Here is a 16,669-nt window from a genome sequence, read left to right as displayed (position 1 = left end):
AAACAAAAATACTCAATTGAAAAATCCAATGTGAGCACGATAACTATGCCTTGTGATGTATTGAAGAGGAAGAGAAAATTATCCCGAATTCAGGTTATAGGTAAAGTTTTGATAATAAATAAGTTTTGATAAGCTTCTTTTTCCCCGCATAAAGCCCCGCTAATTGCTCATGGAAAAAGAAGTCCGGGCAAAGTTTCCCTGCCCGGACATAAGTTCTGAAAGTAGCTCCCATAGGTATTTACAGCCCATTTTCAACCATATATTGCAGCCGACCAGCTACCCAATGGGCAGAGGGACTGCGTGGATAATGGAACGTTCTACGCGCAATATTTTCGATTATAACAACATCCTGTCGGAGTTGTACCGTTTTACAGTCGGGGTCTATCTCGTGCAAAAGTTCCTCCAGTTCGTAATATTGTTCTTGCGTGACAATAACAGGATTGCCGATATATGCGTCAATCCTCATAGCTTTATTGGTCTTCTACGCTTAATCTCCCGCTTGTGGATGGTTTCAAACCGATAGCGATTTTCTTCGCACTTCGGGCAATAAAACGGATAATCCAATTGCGTTTCTTTCCTTATGGCGCAACCGCAAAACCTGCAAACTCTGTGTGTTTTCATACCTCATCGAATTTATCAAGTTCGCACTCAATGATAACTACTTCCACATCATGGGTATATAGCCCGATTCCTTTGGCGTGGTCTATCGCTCCCGCTTCGGTGCTGAACACTCCGCAAAATACACGACTTGCTCTTGTGCGGTAAATATCCGTCTGGAATAGTACAAATACTGTCATAATGATAAATTTATGGAGCGGGATTTCTCCCGCCCCTGTTAATACTCTGTTTATGCGGGTTGCGCTACTGCTACCGCTTTAACTTTCGGAATTACCGCTACGGCTGTGGTGGTCGCTTCGGTCGATTTCTCGGTTTTCTTCGGCTGTTTTCCGTCCGATTTAGCGGGTTGCTCGGCTTTGGCGGGTTGCTCTTGCTTTTTTGTCTTGGCTTCGGTTTTCGCCTTTTTATCAGCCTTTTTCAGTCCTGTGATGCGTTCGTCCAATCGTGCGTTCTTCTTGCCGTATTCCTCTTTGCGCTCCGTTTCTATCTTCGCCGTCTGTTCGGGCAAGTGTTGCTTTGCAAATGCTTGTAACATACTTCCTTTGGTGTCGGCTACGGTGGTCGTTCGGTCGGTTAGGTGGCTATACAGGTAGTCGCGCCGAATGATTGTTTTCTGCTCTTCGGTCAAGGTGGCGACTATTTTCAGCCGTTTCTCGTCCGTCAGATATCCGTAATAGTCGTTCTCTTTCAGTCCTACGGCTTTGTAATTGTGTCTGCGCAACTTGGCAAGCATAAAGAAATATACCGCCTGTTCTTCTTCGGGTGTGAACGCCGATTGCGGCAACTGCTCCGAACGTAACAGTTCCTTTATGTCGGTAGCGGTCTTTTCCGCTTGTATCTCGGTGTTGCGCTTCTTCTTGACGGTCAGTTCCTCAATTACTTGGGCGTTGGTCTTGGTATCTTTGGTTGCCACTTCCTTGTAATGGAGTTTTACGCCGTTATCGCCGATTTTGGCATACACACGGATTTTGCCCTGTTGTTTCAGTCTTTCAATTTCCTGTGTTTTATTCTCGAAATAGGTTTGTTCCTTTTCGTGCCGTATTTGCGCCTTGTCGAAATCTTCGGGTTTTGCGTACTCGGATACTTCGGGCGGTGTCGGTGCGGTCGGGTAGCTGTTCAGATTGTAGGTTTGTACATTCTTGAACTCATACCCGCCTTTACGGATTTTCTGCGTGGCTTCATTCTCATAACCGTATTGTTCGCCGACAAAAACAAGTTTGGGGTCTGCAAGGGCGACCGCTTCGGCTTGGGCTACGACAAACGCCATATTTTTGTCTTGCAAACATTTCTTATTGGTACACTTCCCGCACCCTGTACCCTCTGCGAACAGGTCGAAATTATTAGAGTTGTGAACGCATTTCAAACACGCCGTTTTGTCGAAGTCGTAATTTGAAAGGTCGTTTGTGTACCCGCTTTGTATCTTCCTGTCCAACACATGGGCGGAGACATGACACCATTCGCCGTTACCGTCCTCGCCTAAACGGTCTTTCAAAATTTCAGCCTGTATCTTCTTGTCGTACTTACTTACGACTATTCCCGCCGATGCTGTCAGCTTGCCCCCTCTTACGAGTTCGGCAATGCCTTTTATCAGGTCGCAAAGTTTGAGCGTTTGGTAAACGTGTTTTTCGCTCTTGCCGAATTGCAGGGCGAGGCTTGCCACATCGTACCGCTTTGTGTCGATAAGGCGTTTATAGGCTTTGGCAGCTTCCATTGGTGGCACGTCCTCACGCTGTAAGTTTTCCGTGATTGAAAGGTCATACGCCTGTTCGTCCGTTGCTTCCCGCACAATAGCAGGGATTTCTTTCATGTTCAGCATACGGCAGGCACGGAAACGGCGTTCCCCGCAAATGATTTCGTAATGTTCGTCTTTCTCGCCTTTACGCCGTACCGTTATGGGCTGTATCAGTCCATGAACGGAGATACTTTGCATCAACTCTTTCAGCGCATCGGCATCAAACGTTTTTCGGGCGTTGTAATTGCTCGGCTCTATGAGGTCTGACGGAATGTTTACGGCTTTCTCCACACTTTTAGCGGGTGCGCCTGTTGCTACTACTGCGTTTTCTGTTACGCTTTTGCTGTTCTCGGTTGTCTGTACTGCTATGGCAGTGTTTTTTACTTTCGTTGTCATAATTCTAATTATTTGATTATTAAAATGTTGTGATGATTTTCAGATGATTGTTTCGATTTCCTTTACAGGAGTATTTTTCATAAGCCACTCCCTTACATACTCCATGTTATATTCGGATGTGATAATGGCGCAATATTCGCCGATTTGCGTAAACCTGCTACTTTCATAGCTATCGCACCATTCTTTCAGATTGACTACGCCCCAAGTCTTGTAATCACTTGTAAACATTCGGTTTATCTCCCTTATGGACTTCTCAAATGCTACTTTGACGGTTTTATATTGGTCGTCTATGATTTCCAGATATTGGAGAGAGCCAAATTCATCATGTAGTCGGGCGTGTGCCCAATCATATTCGTATATCTCGTTTCCCCACGAGTGCGGTTCATCGAAACGTACCATTACCTCTGCGCTGTATTTGTTTACGTTTATGCTCTCGATTACCCCTGTAACCATTAAGCCTGTAAAAACGCATTTGCACCGCTTGCCGATTATGCTATCGTTTATTTCGTTCGTTTTCATCTCTTTAACCGTTTTAATGATTATTCTTATCCAAAAGCCACTTATCCCGCTCTTGTCTGCACCTTTCGAGGGTCGGCAATACGATAGAAAAAAGTTCGCCGTCTGTGTGGCGGTAGTCGTATTGATAAAACCACTTGCCCCGCCTTGCCTCGAAGCGTTCGTAATTCTCCTGTCCTGTGGCGCATACTGATACGCCGTTTACGGTCATTTTACTTGCTGTCATATTACTGTCTGTTTTTAGGGTGGTTTGCACAAATGGGGCATACTACAAGAATATCAAGTATATCATTGTCCTGCCTGTCCGTTACCTCGTATGCTATTCTTACCGTTTCACATTCACATGCTCTCGGCTGAGGGATTATAATAAAAGTGTGATGCGGGAAAATTTGCACATGGCTTTCAATAGAGCCTACCGAATTAAAATACTTTGCTTTCATACTGTTGATATTTAGAAAATTAATACTATTACAAGGCAGATAATGACAGCCAACACAAGAAGCGACACAAGGCACGAAAGCACCGTTTTTGCAATCTCCCAAAGGATGCAAGCACCCACTACCACCGCCACGAATGACCAACCCCAAAGGGCAAACCCTGCTACGGCAAAGGCTACTTTCAAAATCCACCACATGCTGATTGGAAGGAAGGTGAATCGCTGTTTCGATATTTTTTCTGTCTGTTTCATAATTTCTGACCTTTTTTTTAATCGTCATGCTGCTCGGAGCCGTCGGAGTTATCGAGTTTCGGGGGCAAGACAAGTCCATGTTCAGACCACGCAAGGTTTTCGGGAACAAATACGCTCGCCCGAAAGGGAAAGAGGAAGATTTTTCACGAAACCGAAGGCTCGACCTTGCGGGGGCTTTCCGAACATGGGAATACTTTCGCGCCTGAAATCGTATCACTCCCGTGGCGTTTCATCAGCGGCAGGTGTAGCTAAAAAGGGGAAGAAATTATAAAGAGAAACAGACTGGAAAAATCCACATTCACCACCGTAACATTTTATGGGCGGAGAATAAAATCGGCTCAAACGGATAGCCGTATAAAAGAAATCCGGCTTTTGACCAAGACAAAGCCGGACATAGGTACGCAGGACGTAAACGATTGATATACTGCTGGTATTATTACCATATCTTTGCTATCCCCGTGCAATAAGTACAAACGAATAAAGAAAAAAAGATATGGAAATAGTGAGTATAGAAGCCGGAACATACAGGGCGATGATGTTTCATTTTGAAGCGTTTGCCCGGAAAGTGGAAGCGTTGTGTGAACCGCACGTTGGCAAAAGGCTTGACGAATGGTTGGATAATCAGGACGTGTGCCTTATTCTGAATATCAGTCCACGCACCTTGCAGAACTTGCGTGAAACGGGAAAGTTGCCATACAGCCAAATCAACCGGAAAATGTATTACAAGCCGGAAGACGTGGAAAAAGTCATTAACAATGTTGGATTATAATGGTATGGAAAACAAAGTTATAACAAAAGAAAATGAGCAGATTAAGGCATTTTTCTGTTCACTCGACAAGATGCTGGATAAAATAGAAACAGCATTGGCAGATTATAGACCTACCCTGAAAGGGGAACGGTTTCTGACCGACACACAGGTTTCGGAGCGGCTTAAAGTGAGCCGCCGGACGTTGCAGGAATACAGGACGGAAGGACGAATCCCCTACACTCACTTCGGCGGTAAGACCTTGTACCGGGAATCGGATATTCAAAAGATTTTGGATAAGGGCTACCGCGAAGCATAGGAGTGGCTTACTTTTCAATTAGAATAATACCCCCGGATTCAAGCGAATTTCGGGGGTATTACTGTTTGGTGCTTCACGATACTTTTCTGCGGGCAATCAGTTTATCCATATCTTCCGATATTTTATCGTCTGTTACTCTGGCGTAAACCTGTGTAGTGGATATATTGGAATGCCCCATCATCTTGCTGATACTTTCAATGGGAATACCCGCCGAAAGTAGGAGCGTCCCGAAGGTATGGCGGCTTTGATGATAGCTTAAATTGCCCTTGACACCTGCAAGGAAGCCGATTTCATTAATGCAGTACCATATCTGGTTGCGGTTTGGCAAGGGAAATACGGGCTTCGTATCGTCCTCCGTATTGTAAAGAGACAGGATTTGTTCAGCGACCGGATGCAACGGGATAAATGCTTCGACCTCTGTCTTTTTACGGTAAATCCTTATGTAACGCCGCCCGTCGGCTGTCCGTCCGATATGCCGGGGGTATAATCCTTTCACGTCCACGTAGGCAAGTGCCGTGAACGCAGAAAATATAAAAGCTCTGCGTGTCAGTTCCTGCAACCTGTCGGACATAGGGTTCTCCATAATCGTTTTTAACTCATTGCGGCTAATGTGTTGTAGCTTGGGCGGTTCTTTTTTCTCATACGGAACATCGGCAATCGGATTGAAACGAAGTATTTCCCGGTCAACGGCAATATAAATCAATCGGTTCAGCCATGTGAAACAATGGTTGATATGCCCCGGTTTGTACTCTTTGCATTTCAAAAAGAGTTTATAGCCCGCTCCAAAATCTTCGGTAATATCTGTAAAGGCAATATCTTTCATCTTCAAGGTAAGAAGATATTCACGCAAATTCCTTTGGGAAATTTTCGATTGCCGGTAGGTGGAGGTTGAATCTATTTCGATAGAACGCAATCTTAACCGCTCCCGCTCAACTTCGCCAGCCTGTAAAAGCATGGTCGGAACTGTGTTTATTTCGGCAATCGTATTTTTGAGCAATTCCGCACTGATAACGCCCTGTTCTTTCAGTATGTGTTCATACGCCTGTTCAATGCTCTGGCGGAATTTTTCTAAGTTGCTGTTTGATACGCTGTCCCGGATTTCTCCTTTGCTGCTGTTCCAATCATTAGGACGACAATAGATACCTGTTGTGAGAACAGTCTGCTTATTATCGACTGTGATACGGCACAGGACGGGTGTAGTGCCGTCAGTTTTTACCTTACCCCGGTTGATATAGAATAATATTTTAAATGTACTACGCATAATATTTGTTATTAAAGGGTTAATACTAAATCTTGGGTTGCTTCGATATACTTGTCCATGTCCTCAAAAAGTTTCTTCGGGGTAACACGGGCGTAAATCTGCGTTGTCTTTATGTCGCTATGACCGAGCATTTTTGAAACGGTTTCAATGGGAACACCTGCTTCGAGCGTGATTAAACTTGAAAACGAGTGGCGTCCCATGTGATAACTCAAAGTTCCCGTCATGCCTATCATTTTACGTATGGTTTGAAGTTTCCATTTCAGGGCGTTGTATTCCATTTTAGGGAATAACGTCTCTCTTGACGGATCACTGTATTTTTCTATCAGTTCGATAGCTTCGGGCAATAATTTTACCCGACTGAGTTTACCGTTCTTTCCGCGTTGGTATTTGAGCCATAAAGCACCCGCATCATCTGTGGAAAGGTTGTCATTCGTAATGGCAACCACATCGACATATGAAGTTCCGGTATAACAGGCAAAAAGGAACATATCGCGGGTAATTATGTGGGACTGGTGGTGTTCCTCAAATTCTAAATCCCGTATCTTTTCAAAATCCTCCCGGCATAATGCTCGTGGCGGATTATTTTTTTGCTTTAAGAGCGGGTAAGTAGAAAAATAATGCCTGTCTGAATGCCCTTCTTTGAATGCAATTCGGCATATCTTTTTCAACAAAGCCAGATAATGCCGTGCTGTTTCCACGCCCAATCCTCTATCGATTATGACAAAATCCTGATATTCGCGGATAAACTGCTCGTTAAGTTGTCCGAAAGCAAGGTCGGAAGCATTGAATTTTTCTTTTATAAATTCACCCAATTTTTTCCGGGCATAATGGTATTTAGGCAGAGTGCGGTGGGATACATCTATACCGACACGGGTTTTGAGTTCTTCGATATGGCGGTCAAAGAGCCGGAGCAACGTCATTTGTTTTTCCATGCTTCCCTGAAACAGATTCTTGACCGCTTCGGCATCGAACGGATTATTACGCTCAATCAACGTGTTGTACGCTTCATTGATGGAGAGCAGCAACTTATCCAGTTTCGTATTGCATGTTACCGCTTCCCTGCTCTTTCCGTTCAAGCGGCTCTCGCGGGGATTCCACAGCGAGGGAGTACAGGATAGTTTGCTACTGAACTGTGCCATTGACTGGCCAACAGTGATGCGCCCCATAATCGGGGTCTTGCCCGACTTGTCGGGAGAACTCTTTTTCAGGTAGAGCAGAACCTTGAATTTTTCTACTTTCATACGCTTATAATTTTTATGGTCTTTGCCGTCAATTTCCTGACGGCAAAGTTACCTGTTTTATAAGCGCTCATTGCTATGCAAATCACAGCATATCAGAACATTAGAACCGTGTCTCGTAATTCTTCACTCTGCTGTTGTTACCCATTTACCTTCGGTAACTGGCAAGGTAACGATTTGGTAACTGAAACTCTTCGTAGAACTGCTTATGTTCCAAACTTCAATTTCACTCAAATCGCTGAATTACAATGGTATTATCCGATTCGCTTCTTACCTTCTCATACCTATTCTGACTACTAATTTCCCATGTCGCGCGGCACACAATGGCCACGACTATTGCCTTATCTAATGGTATGCCGATGGAAAGTCTTGCTAAATTATTAGGACATAAGAATGTACGAACAACACAGATCTATGCTCGAATTACGGATACAAAGCTTAATGCTGATATGGAATCGTTGGAGGAAAAGCTGGCAGATTTTCAGTTGTAAGCACGAAATAAACTATTTGTCTATTCTCAACTCACAAAAGTTTGAAAATAGCATGGATGCTTCAAGCTACAAATCCTCGTTCTTGTCTATATTTTAATGGCGATTAAAATAATCGCCATTAAAATAACCTGATATACATAGTGGCGGATTGAAATATTCTTCTTATTTTTGTAACCGCCATTAAGATAATGAGTATTAAATAACATGAGATATGAAGTTTTATAACAGAACAGCGGAGTTAGATATATTAGCCCGTACATTGGAGCAATCGAAGAGAAGTTCCTGTTTTACGGTGATGGTTGGTCGTCGTCGTATCGGCAAGACCTCCCTTTTACTTGAATCTGTAAAGGGACAGAAGTATCTTTATCTGTTTGTTTCCCGTAAAAGCGAACCGCTTCTTTGCGAACAGTTTCAGAAAGATGCAGCAGATGTTTTAGGATTGCAAATATTCGGCTCGATTACCCGATTCAAAGACCTTTTTGAACAGTTGTTGATTTTTGCCACAAAGGAACATTACACGCTTATCATTGATGAATTTCAAGAGTTTGATAATGTAAATTCGTCCATATTCAGCGATGTTCAGAATCTTTGGGATCAGTATAAAGACAAGACTAAGATCAACTTCATTGCTTCCGGTTCTATCTATTCGATGATGATGAAGATTTTTGAGAACAGGAAAGAACCGTTATTCGGGCGACTTACCTCAAAGATAACACTGCAACCTTTCGCCGTTAGCGTAATAAAAGAAATCCTGAACGATTATAACCCTAAATATACATCGGAAGATCTTCTGTGTCTCTATATGCTGACGGGTGGCGTTCCCAAATACATCGACCTACTGATGGAAGGCGGAGCTGTAACAAAGAATAAGATACTGGATGTGGTTACACGTCCTGATTCTCCCTTTATCGGGGAAGGCAAAGAATTGCTTATCTCTGAATTTGGAAAAGAGTATGGGACTTACTTTTCCATTCTGCAATTAATCGCTTCCGGGAAAACGACCCAAAGTGAAATAGATTCCATTATCGGAAAGAATACGGGGGCATATCTGGTTAATTTAGAAAAAGAATACTCTCTTATTACAAAGAACAAGCCCATGTTCTCGAAGCCGGAAAGCCGAAAAGCTCGTTGGAGTTTAAATGACAACTACCTTCGTTTCTGGTTTCGGTTCATTTATCCGAATCAGTCATTGATTGAAATGGGGAAATATGACTTGCTTCGTGAGTTTATTGATAAGAACTATGAGCAATATAGCGGTTTCACTTTGGAAAAATATTTTCGGGCTAAAATGGCGGAAGAGGAGAGGATAACCGCTATTGGTAGCTATTGGGACAGTAAAGGAGAAAATGAGATAGACCTGATTGCTCTGAATGATTTGGATAAAACGGCTATTGTTGCCGAGGTAAAGCGTAACCCCAAGAAAATTGACATGACTTTACTTCAGGGAAAAGCCGATTCAATCAAAAAAGAACTTGCAAAATATAAGATTGAATTAAGGGGCTTATCTATGAATGATATGTAAAGCTCAGTGCAAGGTGCAGCCTATATATAAATAGGCTGCACCTTGCACTGGAGAACGACTTGATATTCAATTAATTTTTGTAAGATTCAAAAAGTTCGTATATTTGAACCTGAAAGCTGATATGAAGCTTGTGGACAAGAAAAGACAGTCGAAAGTCAAGACTGGACAGAAATCAGTTACTAAATAGTTACTAAAGAAAAGGCGAAGTAGCCTTAACCTCGTATCATACAGGACAATCGGGATTTATCGTTCCGTTCCCTCTCTCCTTATCTGATATGAAAAATAAGATGGAAAAAAACCAATGGAGAACTATTTTCTATGAGTTCAAATAGTGTCTATTTCTATTTTGTGCTACATCTTATACTCAATAGTACGGGTTGGAGCCTGATTAATCCTTAATTATTTATCCGCTCACGTATTTTATTCCATGCATGAGTGTCAAACAAACTGCTTTCTCGCATGGTATAATACATTTCCTTAAATCGGGAAATAGGTATTACAAAACTTAGAATATTAGCTTCTACATGAGGGCGGACAGAAGGATCGAAAAGACCGATAAATGTTCTCTTTCCTCCCCTGCTATTCTCAATAACTGCATTGGTTGCCACAGCCGAACAGCCGGAGCCGAACATGGAAGTGACTGCATCTTCCGAATTGTTGTCGAAATAAGCCCATGTCGTTAGTCCGGATAAGATATCGGGAGTTGCCAAGAATAAGATGCCTTCCACTTCGTTAAAAGTTTCAACCCTGTCGATACGGACAAAATTCAGATACTTCCGGTTAGTAAGTGGTACGCCAAGCTGTTCTATAAACTCAACCACCATTTCAGGTGTCTTTTTATATTTTTCTTTCAGCGAAACGAAGTTGGGTACTCGTTCGGGCATTTCCGTAAATCCGGTATAGAACTTTCCTCCTCCGCAACCTATGACTTCGGCGTTCAAACTTATGGGATTTCCTTCTCTTACCGTTTTCAGCCCTTTGAAGAAACAACCGTTTATCTTTTCGGTATTGGCAAGCGGGGTGTCGGAATACCAAAACACTATCGGAAGTTCGGCTTTTTCGCCGAACGCTTCCCTGTAATTTTCAATAAATACTTTTACTTCCATAATTATGCTATTTTTTCTTTTTCCACGGTTTTTGTACGGATATAACAATGAGGGTTAATAACAGAAATGAAAAATTAGCTGATGTTCTGATAAAGCTTTTCAAGCACGCGGATTACAGCATTATATTCTTCATCACTTATACCTGCCAGGTAGGAATTCTTCGAGTTTTCGAGGTAAGATATAACGCGTGGCATCAGCTCCCGTCCTACCGGAGTGATAATCACGCTGTTCTTTTTCATATTGGCAGGAGCAGGAGTGCGTTTAATCAGGCCTTTTCCCTCCAATATATCCAATGTTCTTTTAACGGCAGCCGTATCTTTGAAAGCCCTCTCCGCTAACTCCTGCTGGCTTATACCATCTTCGAGGTAAAGCAAACGTAAGACCAAATATTGCGAATGAGGAAGGTCTATCCTCTCTTCCTGTAATAACTTATTCAAATGCACAGACATGGCTTTTGACGTCCGTGCCAATAAGAATCCCAAGGTATGCTGATTGTCTTTCATACCTGCAAAGATAGGGATTTTATTGATTAGTCAATAATGTAATAAAAAACATTCATAGTGTTAATTCATACTCCGAAATTCCATCGGGGTTTGCCCTGTTTTGCTTTTAAATAGACGACTGAAATAATGCGGGTATTCGAATCCGAGTGAAAAGGCTATCTCGTTAATTGAAAGTGAAGTTGTCAATAACAGGCTTTTTGCACGTTCAATCAAAAAGACGTGAATATGCTGTTGCGTATTCATGCCTGTAATATTGCGTAGAAGATCGCTCAAATAATGCGTGGACATAGCCAACTGGGAAGCAATATCGTTCGCCGTAATCAGTTTGTCTTTGTTATCTTCAAAATGATTGTGGAGTATGGATTGGAAGCGTGTCAAAATATCCGACTCTACGCTATTCCTTGTTCTGAACTGCCGTGTATAAAACCGTTCAGCATAATTCAGAAGGACATCCAGTTGAGATACGATTATATCCTGACTGTGTTCGTCAATGCTCCGCTTATCTTCACTTTCGATATTTTGCATAATACCTTCAAGCATCGACCGCTCGGAATCGGATATATGTAAGGCTTCGTTCGTTTCATACGAAAAGAACTTTAGCTTTCCGATTTTCGCTCCCAAAGGATATTTACGGATAAAGTCGGGATGAAATGTCAGCATCCAACCCCATCTACCGGAGTTTTCTGCTTTTACATCCCAAGAGTGTATTTGCCCCGGTGCAAAAAAGTTTATAGCTCCTTTCGTGAAATCATAATCACGCCAACCATATGTAGAAGTACAGTTTGTTCCGTCTTTCATTACGATTGAATATAGGTTTAGCTGTACGGGTTTGCCGATAGGAGTATAATCTATCACATCCTCCAAACGACAGATAGCTATTAGCGGATGATTGGCAGGCGGACACCCCAATAATTGTGTGTACCGCTCAATCGTATTTATTTTAATTATTTGGCTATCGCCGATTTTCAATTCGCTTGTTTCCATAAACTTAACTCATATGTTTGGCAACCACAAAAATACGGAGAATTATCTGTATTGTAAGTATATCATCAGATAATTGGATTTTGTCTTATCAGTTTCCATAACTGGCTGTCTGAATCCTGCTTTGGCATAAGAACAATATCAGAATCGTTTTCGTCAGATGTGGCAGTTAAATACAGTTCCGTATCTTTCAGGCGTATCAAATAGTTTTCGCCCAATTGCTTCACAAACTCCCAATATTGTAAACGGCTCCCGCCTAATGTTTGTTGCCACAGTGTTACGCCCGTTGCCGGAGCCGAAGAAGGCTCGAAACTCTTTTGCGTATATAGGTTTTTGAGTAAATATACATTTTCCTCCAGTCCTATTAACTGCCATGTAATACACTCCCAATTATTATGACTGTATAGGATGATTTTTGTCCCGTCCTCGTTTCCTGCATTATGCACCCGAATATCTTTACCATTTCCAATATTCTGTATTGCATAAGTGTTCTCATAGTTGCGCTTCTTCTGAATATCTTTATGTATTCGAGGGCCGAACATGAATGCGGCAACGCCTATCAGAGCAACTAATATGATAAAAGCTATTTTCATCGGTAATCCTCCGTTACTTTTAGACAATAATCCCAAATTATCTGTTCGTTTTGGGTAGAATAATATTTGTCGCTAACCTTTTCTTCGCCTTTAGGCCCGAAATACTTACCTGTAACACCTTCCAATTTCGGAGATACGCCAGCTTCGATACTGCTTTTAGCACCTTTGGCAAGGCTTATCAACATTGGTTTCCAAAGAAACATTATGATCCGAAACCGAAGCGAAGAAGAAGATTCTCGTGCAAGGTTTGTTTGTGTAGAAGCCGGATGCACGCAATTAAATGTGATATTGTTTATTCCTGCTTTTTTAGTTTCAGTTATGAAATGCCGCATGACCCATATCACATACAATTTTGAAAAGCCGTATGCTCTCGACATTGTATAGTTGTTTTTCAATTCTATATCGTTGAGATCGGGTTTCCCGCCCATTTTGTGAGAGGCGGACGAAACAGTTACGACCCTTGCAGACGGACTTTTTTTGAGCAAGTCGAGCAAAAGTGTAGTCAAAAGAAACGGAGCGAACACGTTTATCATCATTGTTTTTTCGTGTCCGTCAATGGTAGTTTCTCTTTTGTCGGTAAACTGCGCTCCCGCATTATTAACGAGTATATCCAAACGGTCGTATTTCTGCTTTATAGTATCTGCAAAGCGTTTTATTTCGGCAAACGACAGAAAATCGGCTGTGAACATATCAATATTGGTATTACCTGTTTCAGCCTTTATATCGTTATAAACAGCCTGCAATTTCTGCTTGTTACGCCCGTGAATGATAATCGTATGCCCCTGTTTTGCGAGCGTCATGGCGGTTTCTTTTCCTATACCGTCGGATGCTCCTGTAACCAGAATGATTTTACTATCCATTTTGTTCCTGTTTTAATGTTTATGCAAAGGTATGGAGTGGTCGTACCCTAACGACTATACAAAACGGAGATTATTCAACACAAAACGGAGATGTTATCAAAATAGATTCCAACGCCACACGCTGCCAAACCGAAGCCACATACTGCCAGCTGCCTAAAAACCTGTTTTTATACTATGGCTTGACTAAAATTACTCGGTGTTACTCCGTACTGTTTCTTAAATGCAGTAGAGAAATGAGAGAAGTTCTTAAAACCCACTTCAAGATATACATCCGAAACCGACTTTCCTGTTTCTTTTAGTTTATCATAAGCGGCTTCAAGCCGACGTTGAATCAGCCATTTTTCGGGAGACAAGTCACTTATCTTCTTAAAATCTCGCTTAAAAGTTGAAAGACTTCGTCCTGTAAAAGAAGCCATCTCTTCCATCGAGAGGTCGTACATATAATTCTTGTCCATAAACTCAATAATGTCTATTTTCCAAGGTTCGGCAAAGTCGAAAAGTGTTGCGTAAAATCGTTCATCAATACGCAACAAGGCATGAAGACCTTCCAGCATTTTCAAACACATGATATCATCCGAAGGCTTGATGGAAGAATCAAAGTAAGGAGTAATGGACAGGAATAGACCTTTAATATCGGGCGTTTCAGGCAATTTGATAACGCTCTGTTTATGTTTACTTGCTTCAATGGGTAGTTTGCCTTTCTCAAACTCCTGAAAAACTTTACGCAGAAAATCCCGTTTGTAACAGATGAATATTCCCATAAATGGTTCGCCGTTTTTCGGCTGTTTTGCCATCTCTACACGGTTATCTCTGCGCAAAAACACACATTCTCCCGGACGCACTATGGTTTTCTTTTTGCCTTCTTCCAACACATATTCGCCGGAGTAAACATAGACCAGAAAGTGGTCGCGCACCATCTTCGAACACATACAATCATCGCTGAAGTAGTAGCTATAAATGATGTCTGAATAGTTGAACGTAACGTATGTTTCTTTTCCTGTTTCCATAACGATTCTTTTCTACAAAGATACTATTTTGCTGAAATATAGTGAAAGCCGAGAGCAATCGAAAACTCGTTTTCAGATTGCCGAAGCGCATCCTATATTATGTAAAAGTCCAATTATTTAATTACTCCTATTTCTCGAAGCCATTTCTCAATAGCTGCTTTTGAAGAATTTGCTTGGCTTCCACTGAGACTTAGTCCCTCTTTATGGTTTGATTTTGGAGTTAAATTTTTCACATCATTAAAACCTTGGTCAACACCACCTCCGCCATGTGTACAAAATGGAATGATGGTTTTATTTTCCAGATTGTGTTTTTCAATGAAAGAAGCAATTGCCATCGGGTAAGTACCCCACCAGATAGGAAAACCAATAAAGAGAGTATCATATTGATTGATGTTCTCCACTTTCTCTTTTATCTCTGGGCGGGCATTATTGCTTTTCTCTTCCTTGGCAACCTCCGTAGTTTCTTGATAACCTTTGGGATACGCTTTTACCGTCTCCAAGCGAAAAATATCGGCATTTGTCAGCGTCTGTATTTGTTTTGCTACGGTTTCTGTGTTCCCTGTACGGGAGTAATAGACTACCAATGTTTTATTATTTTGCCCATAGGCAGAAATAGTTGTTGCCATGATAATAAATGATAGGATAATTGTTTTCATATTCTGTTGATTGTTTGTTATACATTCTTTCCGGCTTGATAGGCTTTCTCTACGGCAGGATTTCCGACAATATCTCCCTTGTTCCATGCTTCATAGCCAATGATATATTCTGCTTCCTCTACATTATCGAGACAATCCATAAATCCACGGAAAGCAGCAATAGTACCTGCCATCGATTCTTCGCCTTTATCGGCAAGGGTAGCTATAAGATAGGCTTTGCCCTTTAGCTCGGTATAGCGGGGAACGGTGCGGTCTATCAGGGTTTTAAGCTGCGCATTCATGGTATAGAAATAAACGGGAGTGGCTAAAACCAATACATCTGCATTGACCATTTTGTCCAGCACCTCTGCCATATCATCTTTCTGTACGCATTTGTGGGTTTTGTAACAGGCTCCGCAACCCAAACAATAGTTTATCTTTTTATCGTGGAAAAATATCTTTTCCGTTTCATGCCCGGCTTCTTTTGCCCCACGTATAAACTCATCACATAGATAATCGGAGTTTCCTTTCCGTCGGGGACTCGCCGACAGGACTAATACTTTTTTGCTCATAATATATCGTATTAAATATCAAATTTATAATTACCTAACCATTTTACAAACTCAACGTCGCGATGGTCGAAGAAGGCACTTTGCCCCATATCGAGTGTTTGGATGGCGGTCATATCGTCTGCCGATAGTTCAAAATCAAATACATCGAAGTTCTCCGCCATACGCTCTTTACGAACGGATTTTGGAATAACGACTACATCACGCTGTATCAGCCAACGAAGGATAACCTGTGCTACCGACTTTCCGTATTTGTCGCCGATAGATTTCAGAACGTTGTTATTGAACATATCGTTTTTCCCTTCAGCAAACGGCCCCCAAGACTCGATTTGCACACCGTTTTCTTTCAGAAACTGTCCGGTGGCGATTTGCTGATTAAACGGATGTGTTTCAATCTGATTAACGGCAGGAACTATTTCGTTGTGTTGAATAAGATCAAGCAACCTGTCGGGATAGAAGTTGCTGATACCGATAGCCCGTATCCGTCCCTCTTTATACAACTCTTCCATTGCCCGCCACGAACCGTAATAGTCGCCAAATGGTTGGTGGATAAGGTAGAGGTCGAGGTAATCCAGTTGTAATTTCTTTAAAGATACCTCAAATGCTTTTTTCGCATTGTCATATCCGGCATCCTGAATCCAGAGTTTGGTTGTAATAAATAGTTCTTCGCGAGGAATACCACTCCGTTTTATGGCACGCCCGACAGCCTCTTCATTCATATAAGCTGCCGCTGTATCAATCGAACGATAGCCCACTTGTAAGGCATCAAATACCACATTTTCTGTTTCAGAGGGTTCAACTTGATAAACACCGAATCCTAAGATTGGCATTTCTACTCCATTGTTTAATTTTACTGTTGTCATATCATTTTTCCTGTTTTCGACAACGT

General features: G+C 41.9%; 22 protein-coding genes. 5 read left to right on the top strand and 17 right to left on the bottom strand.

What is annotated here, in order from left to right; all coding sequences use genetic code 11:
- Positions 1–238: 238 nt before the first annotated feature.
- From D0T60_RS06625 to D0T60_RS06600, 6 genes are all read right to left on the bottom strand, one after another.
- Positions 239–466 carry a hypothetical protein gene (locus D0T60_RS06625; RefSeq protein ID WP_163217362.1) on the bottom strand — a complete coding sequence of 76 codons (228 nt, stop codon included), beginning with the start codon at positions 464–466 and terminating at the stop codon, positions 239–241.
- Between the two features lie 151 nt (positions 467–617).
- The gene (locus D0T60_RS06620; RefSeq protein WP_203558295.1) at positions 618–797 is read right to left on the bottom strand and encodes a hypothetical protein; all 180 of its coding nucleotides are present in this window, start codon (positions 795–797) and stop codon (positions 618–620) included.
- A 50-nt stretch (positions 798–847) separates the two neighbouring features.
- Positions 848–2,746 (bottom strand): ParB/RepB/Spo0J family partition protein, encoded by a 1,899-nt coding sequence (locus D0T60_RS06615; protein WP_163217361.1) that lies wholly within the window; start codon positions 2,744–2,746, stop codon positions 848–850.
- A gap of 39 nt (positions 2,747–2,785) precedes the next feature.
- A complete protein-coding gene (locus D0T60_RS06610; RefSeq protein ID WP_163217360.1) occupies positions 2,786–3,265 on the bottom strand; it encodes a DUF6956 domain-containing protein in 480 nt (159 codons plus the stop codon).
- A 13-nt stretch (positions 3,266–3,278) separates the two neighbouring features.
- Positions 3,279–3,488, bottom strand: coding sequence for a DUF3873 family protein (locus tag D0T60_RS06605; RefSeq protein WP_239059510.1), 210 nt, complete (start codon positions 3,486–3,488; stop codon positions 3,279–3,281).
- Positions 3,489–3,713: 225 nt separating this feature from the next.
- Positions 3,714–3,950, bottom strand: a complete 237-nt coding sequence (locus D0T60_RS06600; RefSeq protein WP_203558294.1) for a hypothetical protein — start codon at positions 3,948–3,950, stop codon at positions 3,714–3,716.
- A gap of 493 nt (positions 3,951–4,443) precedes the next feature.
- Between D0T60_RS06600 and D0T60_RS06595 the strand changes: the two genes are divergently transcribed.
- Positions 4,444–4,719 carry a helix-turn-helix domain-containing protein gene (locus D0T60_RS06595; protein ID WP_163217359.1) on the top strand — a complete coding sequence of 92 codons (276 nt, stop codon included), beginning with the start codon at positions 4,444–4,446 and terminating at the stop codon, positions 4,717–4,719.
- Complete coding sequence (locus tag D0T60_RS06590) at positions 4,706–5,014, top strand: helix-turn-helix domain-containing protein (protein ID WP_370524396.1); 309 nt, start codon at positions 4,706–4,708, stop codon at positions 5,012–5,014. Before D0T60_RS06595 ends, D0T60_RS06590 begins: the two co-directional genes overlap by 14 nt.
- 73 nt (positions 5,015–5,087) lie before the next feature.
- Here the strand turns inward: D0T60_RS06590 and D0T60_RS06585 are convergent, their stop codons facing one another.
- Both D0T60_RS06585 and D0T60_RS06580 read right to left on the bottom strand, forming a co-directional pair.
- Positions 5,088–6,275, bottom strand: coding sequence for a site-specific integrase (locus tag D0T60_RS06585; protein ID WP_163217358.1), 1,188 nt, complete (start codon positions 6,273–6,275; stop codon positions 5,088–5,090).
- 11 nt (positions 6,276–6,286) lie between these two features.
- A complete protein-coding gene (locus tag D0T60_RS06580; RefSeq protein WP_163217357.1) occupies positions 6,287–7,516 on the bottom strand; it encodes a site-specific integrase in 1,230 nt (409 codons plus the stop codon).
- Positions 7,517–7,591: 75 nt separating this feature from the next.
- Between D0T60_RS06580 and D0T60_RS06575 the strand changes: the two genes are divergently transcribed.
- The 3 genes from D0T60_RS06575 (at position 7,592) to D0T60_RS06565 (ending at position 9,526) form a co-directional block, all read left to right on the top strand.
- On the top strand, positions 7,592–7,813 hold the full coding sequence (locus D0T60_RS06575) for a hypothetical protein (protein ID WP_163217356.1): 222 nt from the start codon (positions 7,592–7,594) through the stop codon (positions 7,811–7,813).
- Positions 7,813–8,004, top strand: coding sequence for a tyrosine-type recombinase/integrase (locus D0T60_RS06570; RefSeq protein WP_370524397.1), 192 nt, complete (start codon positions 7,813–7,815; stop codon positions 8,002–8,004). Before D0T60_RS06575 ends, D0T60_RS06570 begins: the two co-directional genes overlap by 1 nt.
- Before the next feature lie 211 nt (positions 8,005–8,215).
- Positions 8,216–9,526: an ATP-binding protein gene (locus D0T60_RS06565; protein ID WP_163217355.1), complete on the top strand. Its 1,311-nt coding sequence runs from the start codon at positions 8,216–8,218 to the stop codon at positions 9,524–9,526.
- A gap of 395 nt (positions 9,527–9,921) precedes the next feature.
- Here the strand turns inward: D0T60_RS06565 and D0T60_RS06560 are convergent, their stop codons facing one another.
- The 9 genes from D0T60_RS06560 to D0T60_RS06520 all read right to left on the bottom strand — a co-directional run bounded on the left by D0T60_RS06560 (position 9,922) and on the right by D0T60_RS06520 (position 16,643).
- Positions 9,922–10,632 carry a DUF169 domain-containing protein gene (locus D0T60_RS06560; RefSeq protein ID WP_163217354.1) on the bottom strand — a complete coding sequence of 237 codons (711 nt, stop codon included), beginning with the start codon at positions 10,630–10,632 and terminating at the stop codon, positions 9,922–9,924.
- A 74-nt stretch (positions 10,633–10,706) separates the two neighbouring features.
- Entirely contained in the window at positions 10,707–11,135 is a 429-nt protein-coding gene (locus tag D0T60_RS06555; RefSeq protein WP_163217353.1) for a MarR family winged helix-turn-helix transcriptional regulator, read from the bottom strand.
- A 60-nt stretch (positions 11,136–11,195) separates the two neighbouring features.
- The gene (locus tag D0T60_RS06550; protein ID WP_203558293.1) at positions 11,196–12,119 is read right to left on the bottom strand and encodes an AraC family transcriptional regulator; all 924 of its coding nucleotides are present in this window, start codon (positions 12,117–12,119) and stop codon (positions 11,196–11,198) included.
- A 65-nt stretch (positions 12,120–12,184) separates the two neighbouring features.
- Positions 12,185–12,709, bottom strand: a complete 525-nt coding sequence (locus D0T60_RS06545) for an RICIN domain-containing protein (RefSeq protein WP_163217352.1) — start codon at positions 12,707–12,709, stop codon at positions 12,185–12,187.
- Complete coding sequence (locus D0T60_RS06540; protein WP_163217351.1) at positions 12,706–13,569, bottom strand: SDR family NAD(P)-dependent oxidoreductase; 864 nt, start codon at positions 13,567–13,569, stop codon at positions 12,706–12,708. Before D0T60_RS06540 ends, D0T60_RS06545 begins: the two co-directional genes overlap by 4 nt.
- Positions 13,570–13,736: 167 nt before the next feature.
- Positions 13,737–14,576 carry a helix-turn-helix domain-containing protein gene (locus D0T60_RS06535; protein ID WP_163217350.1) on the bottom strand — a complete coding sequence of 280 codons (840 nt, stop codon included), beginning with the start codon at positions 14,574–14,576 and terminating at the stop codon, positions 13,737–13,739.
- Positions 14,577–14,689: 113 nt separating this feature from the next.
- The gene (locus D0T60_RS06530; RefSeq protein WP_239059509.1) at positions 14,690–15,232 is read right to left on the bottom strand and encodes a flavodoxin; all 543 of its coding nucleotides are present in this window, start codon (positions 15,230–15,232) and stop codon (positions 14,690–14,692) included.
- A gap of 17 nt (positions 15,233–15,249) precedes the next feature.
- Positions 15,250–15,783 (bottom strand): flavodoxin family protein, encoded by a 534-nt coding sequence (locus D0T60_RS06525; RefSeq protein ID WP_163217349.1) that lies wholly within the window; start codon positions 15,781–15,783, stop codon positions 15,250–15,252.
- 11 nt (positions 15,784–15,794) lie between these two features.
- Positions 15,795–16,643 (bottom strand): aldo/keto reductase, encoded by an 849-nt coding sequence (locus tag D0T60_RS06520; protein WP_163217348.1) that lies wholly within the window; start codon positions 16,641–16,643, stop codon positions 15,795–15,797.
- Positions 16,644–16,669 lie beyond the last annotated feature (26 nt).

It is taken from the genome of Bacteroides sp. 224 (assembly GCF_010500995.1).
GTDB lineage: Bacteria > Bacteroidota > Bacteroidia > Bacteroidales > Bacteroidaceae > Bacteroides.
Note: the sequence above shows the minus strand (reverse complement) of the source record. Positions and strands in the feature narration are given on the sequence as shown.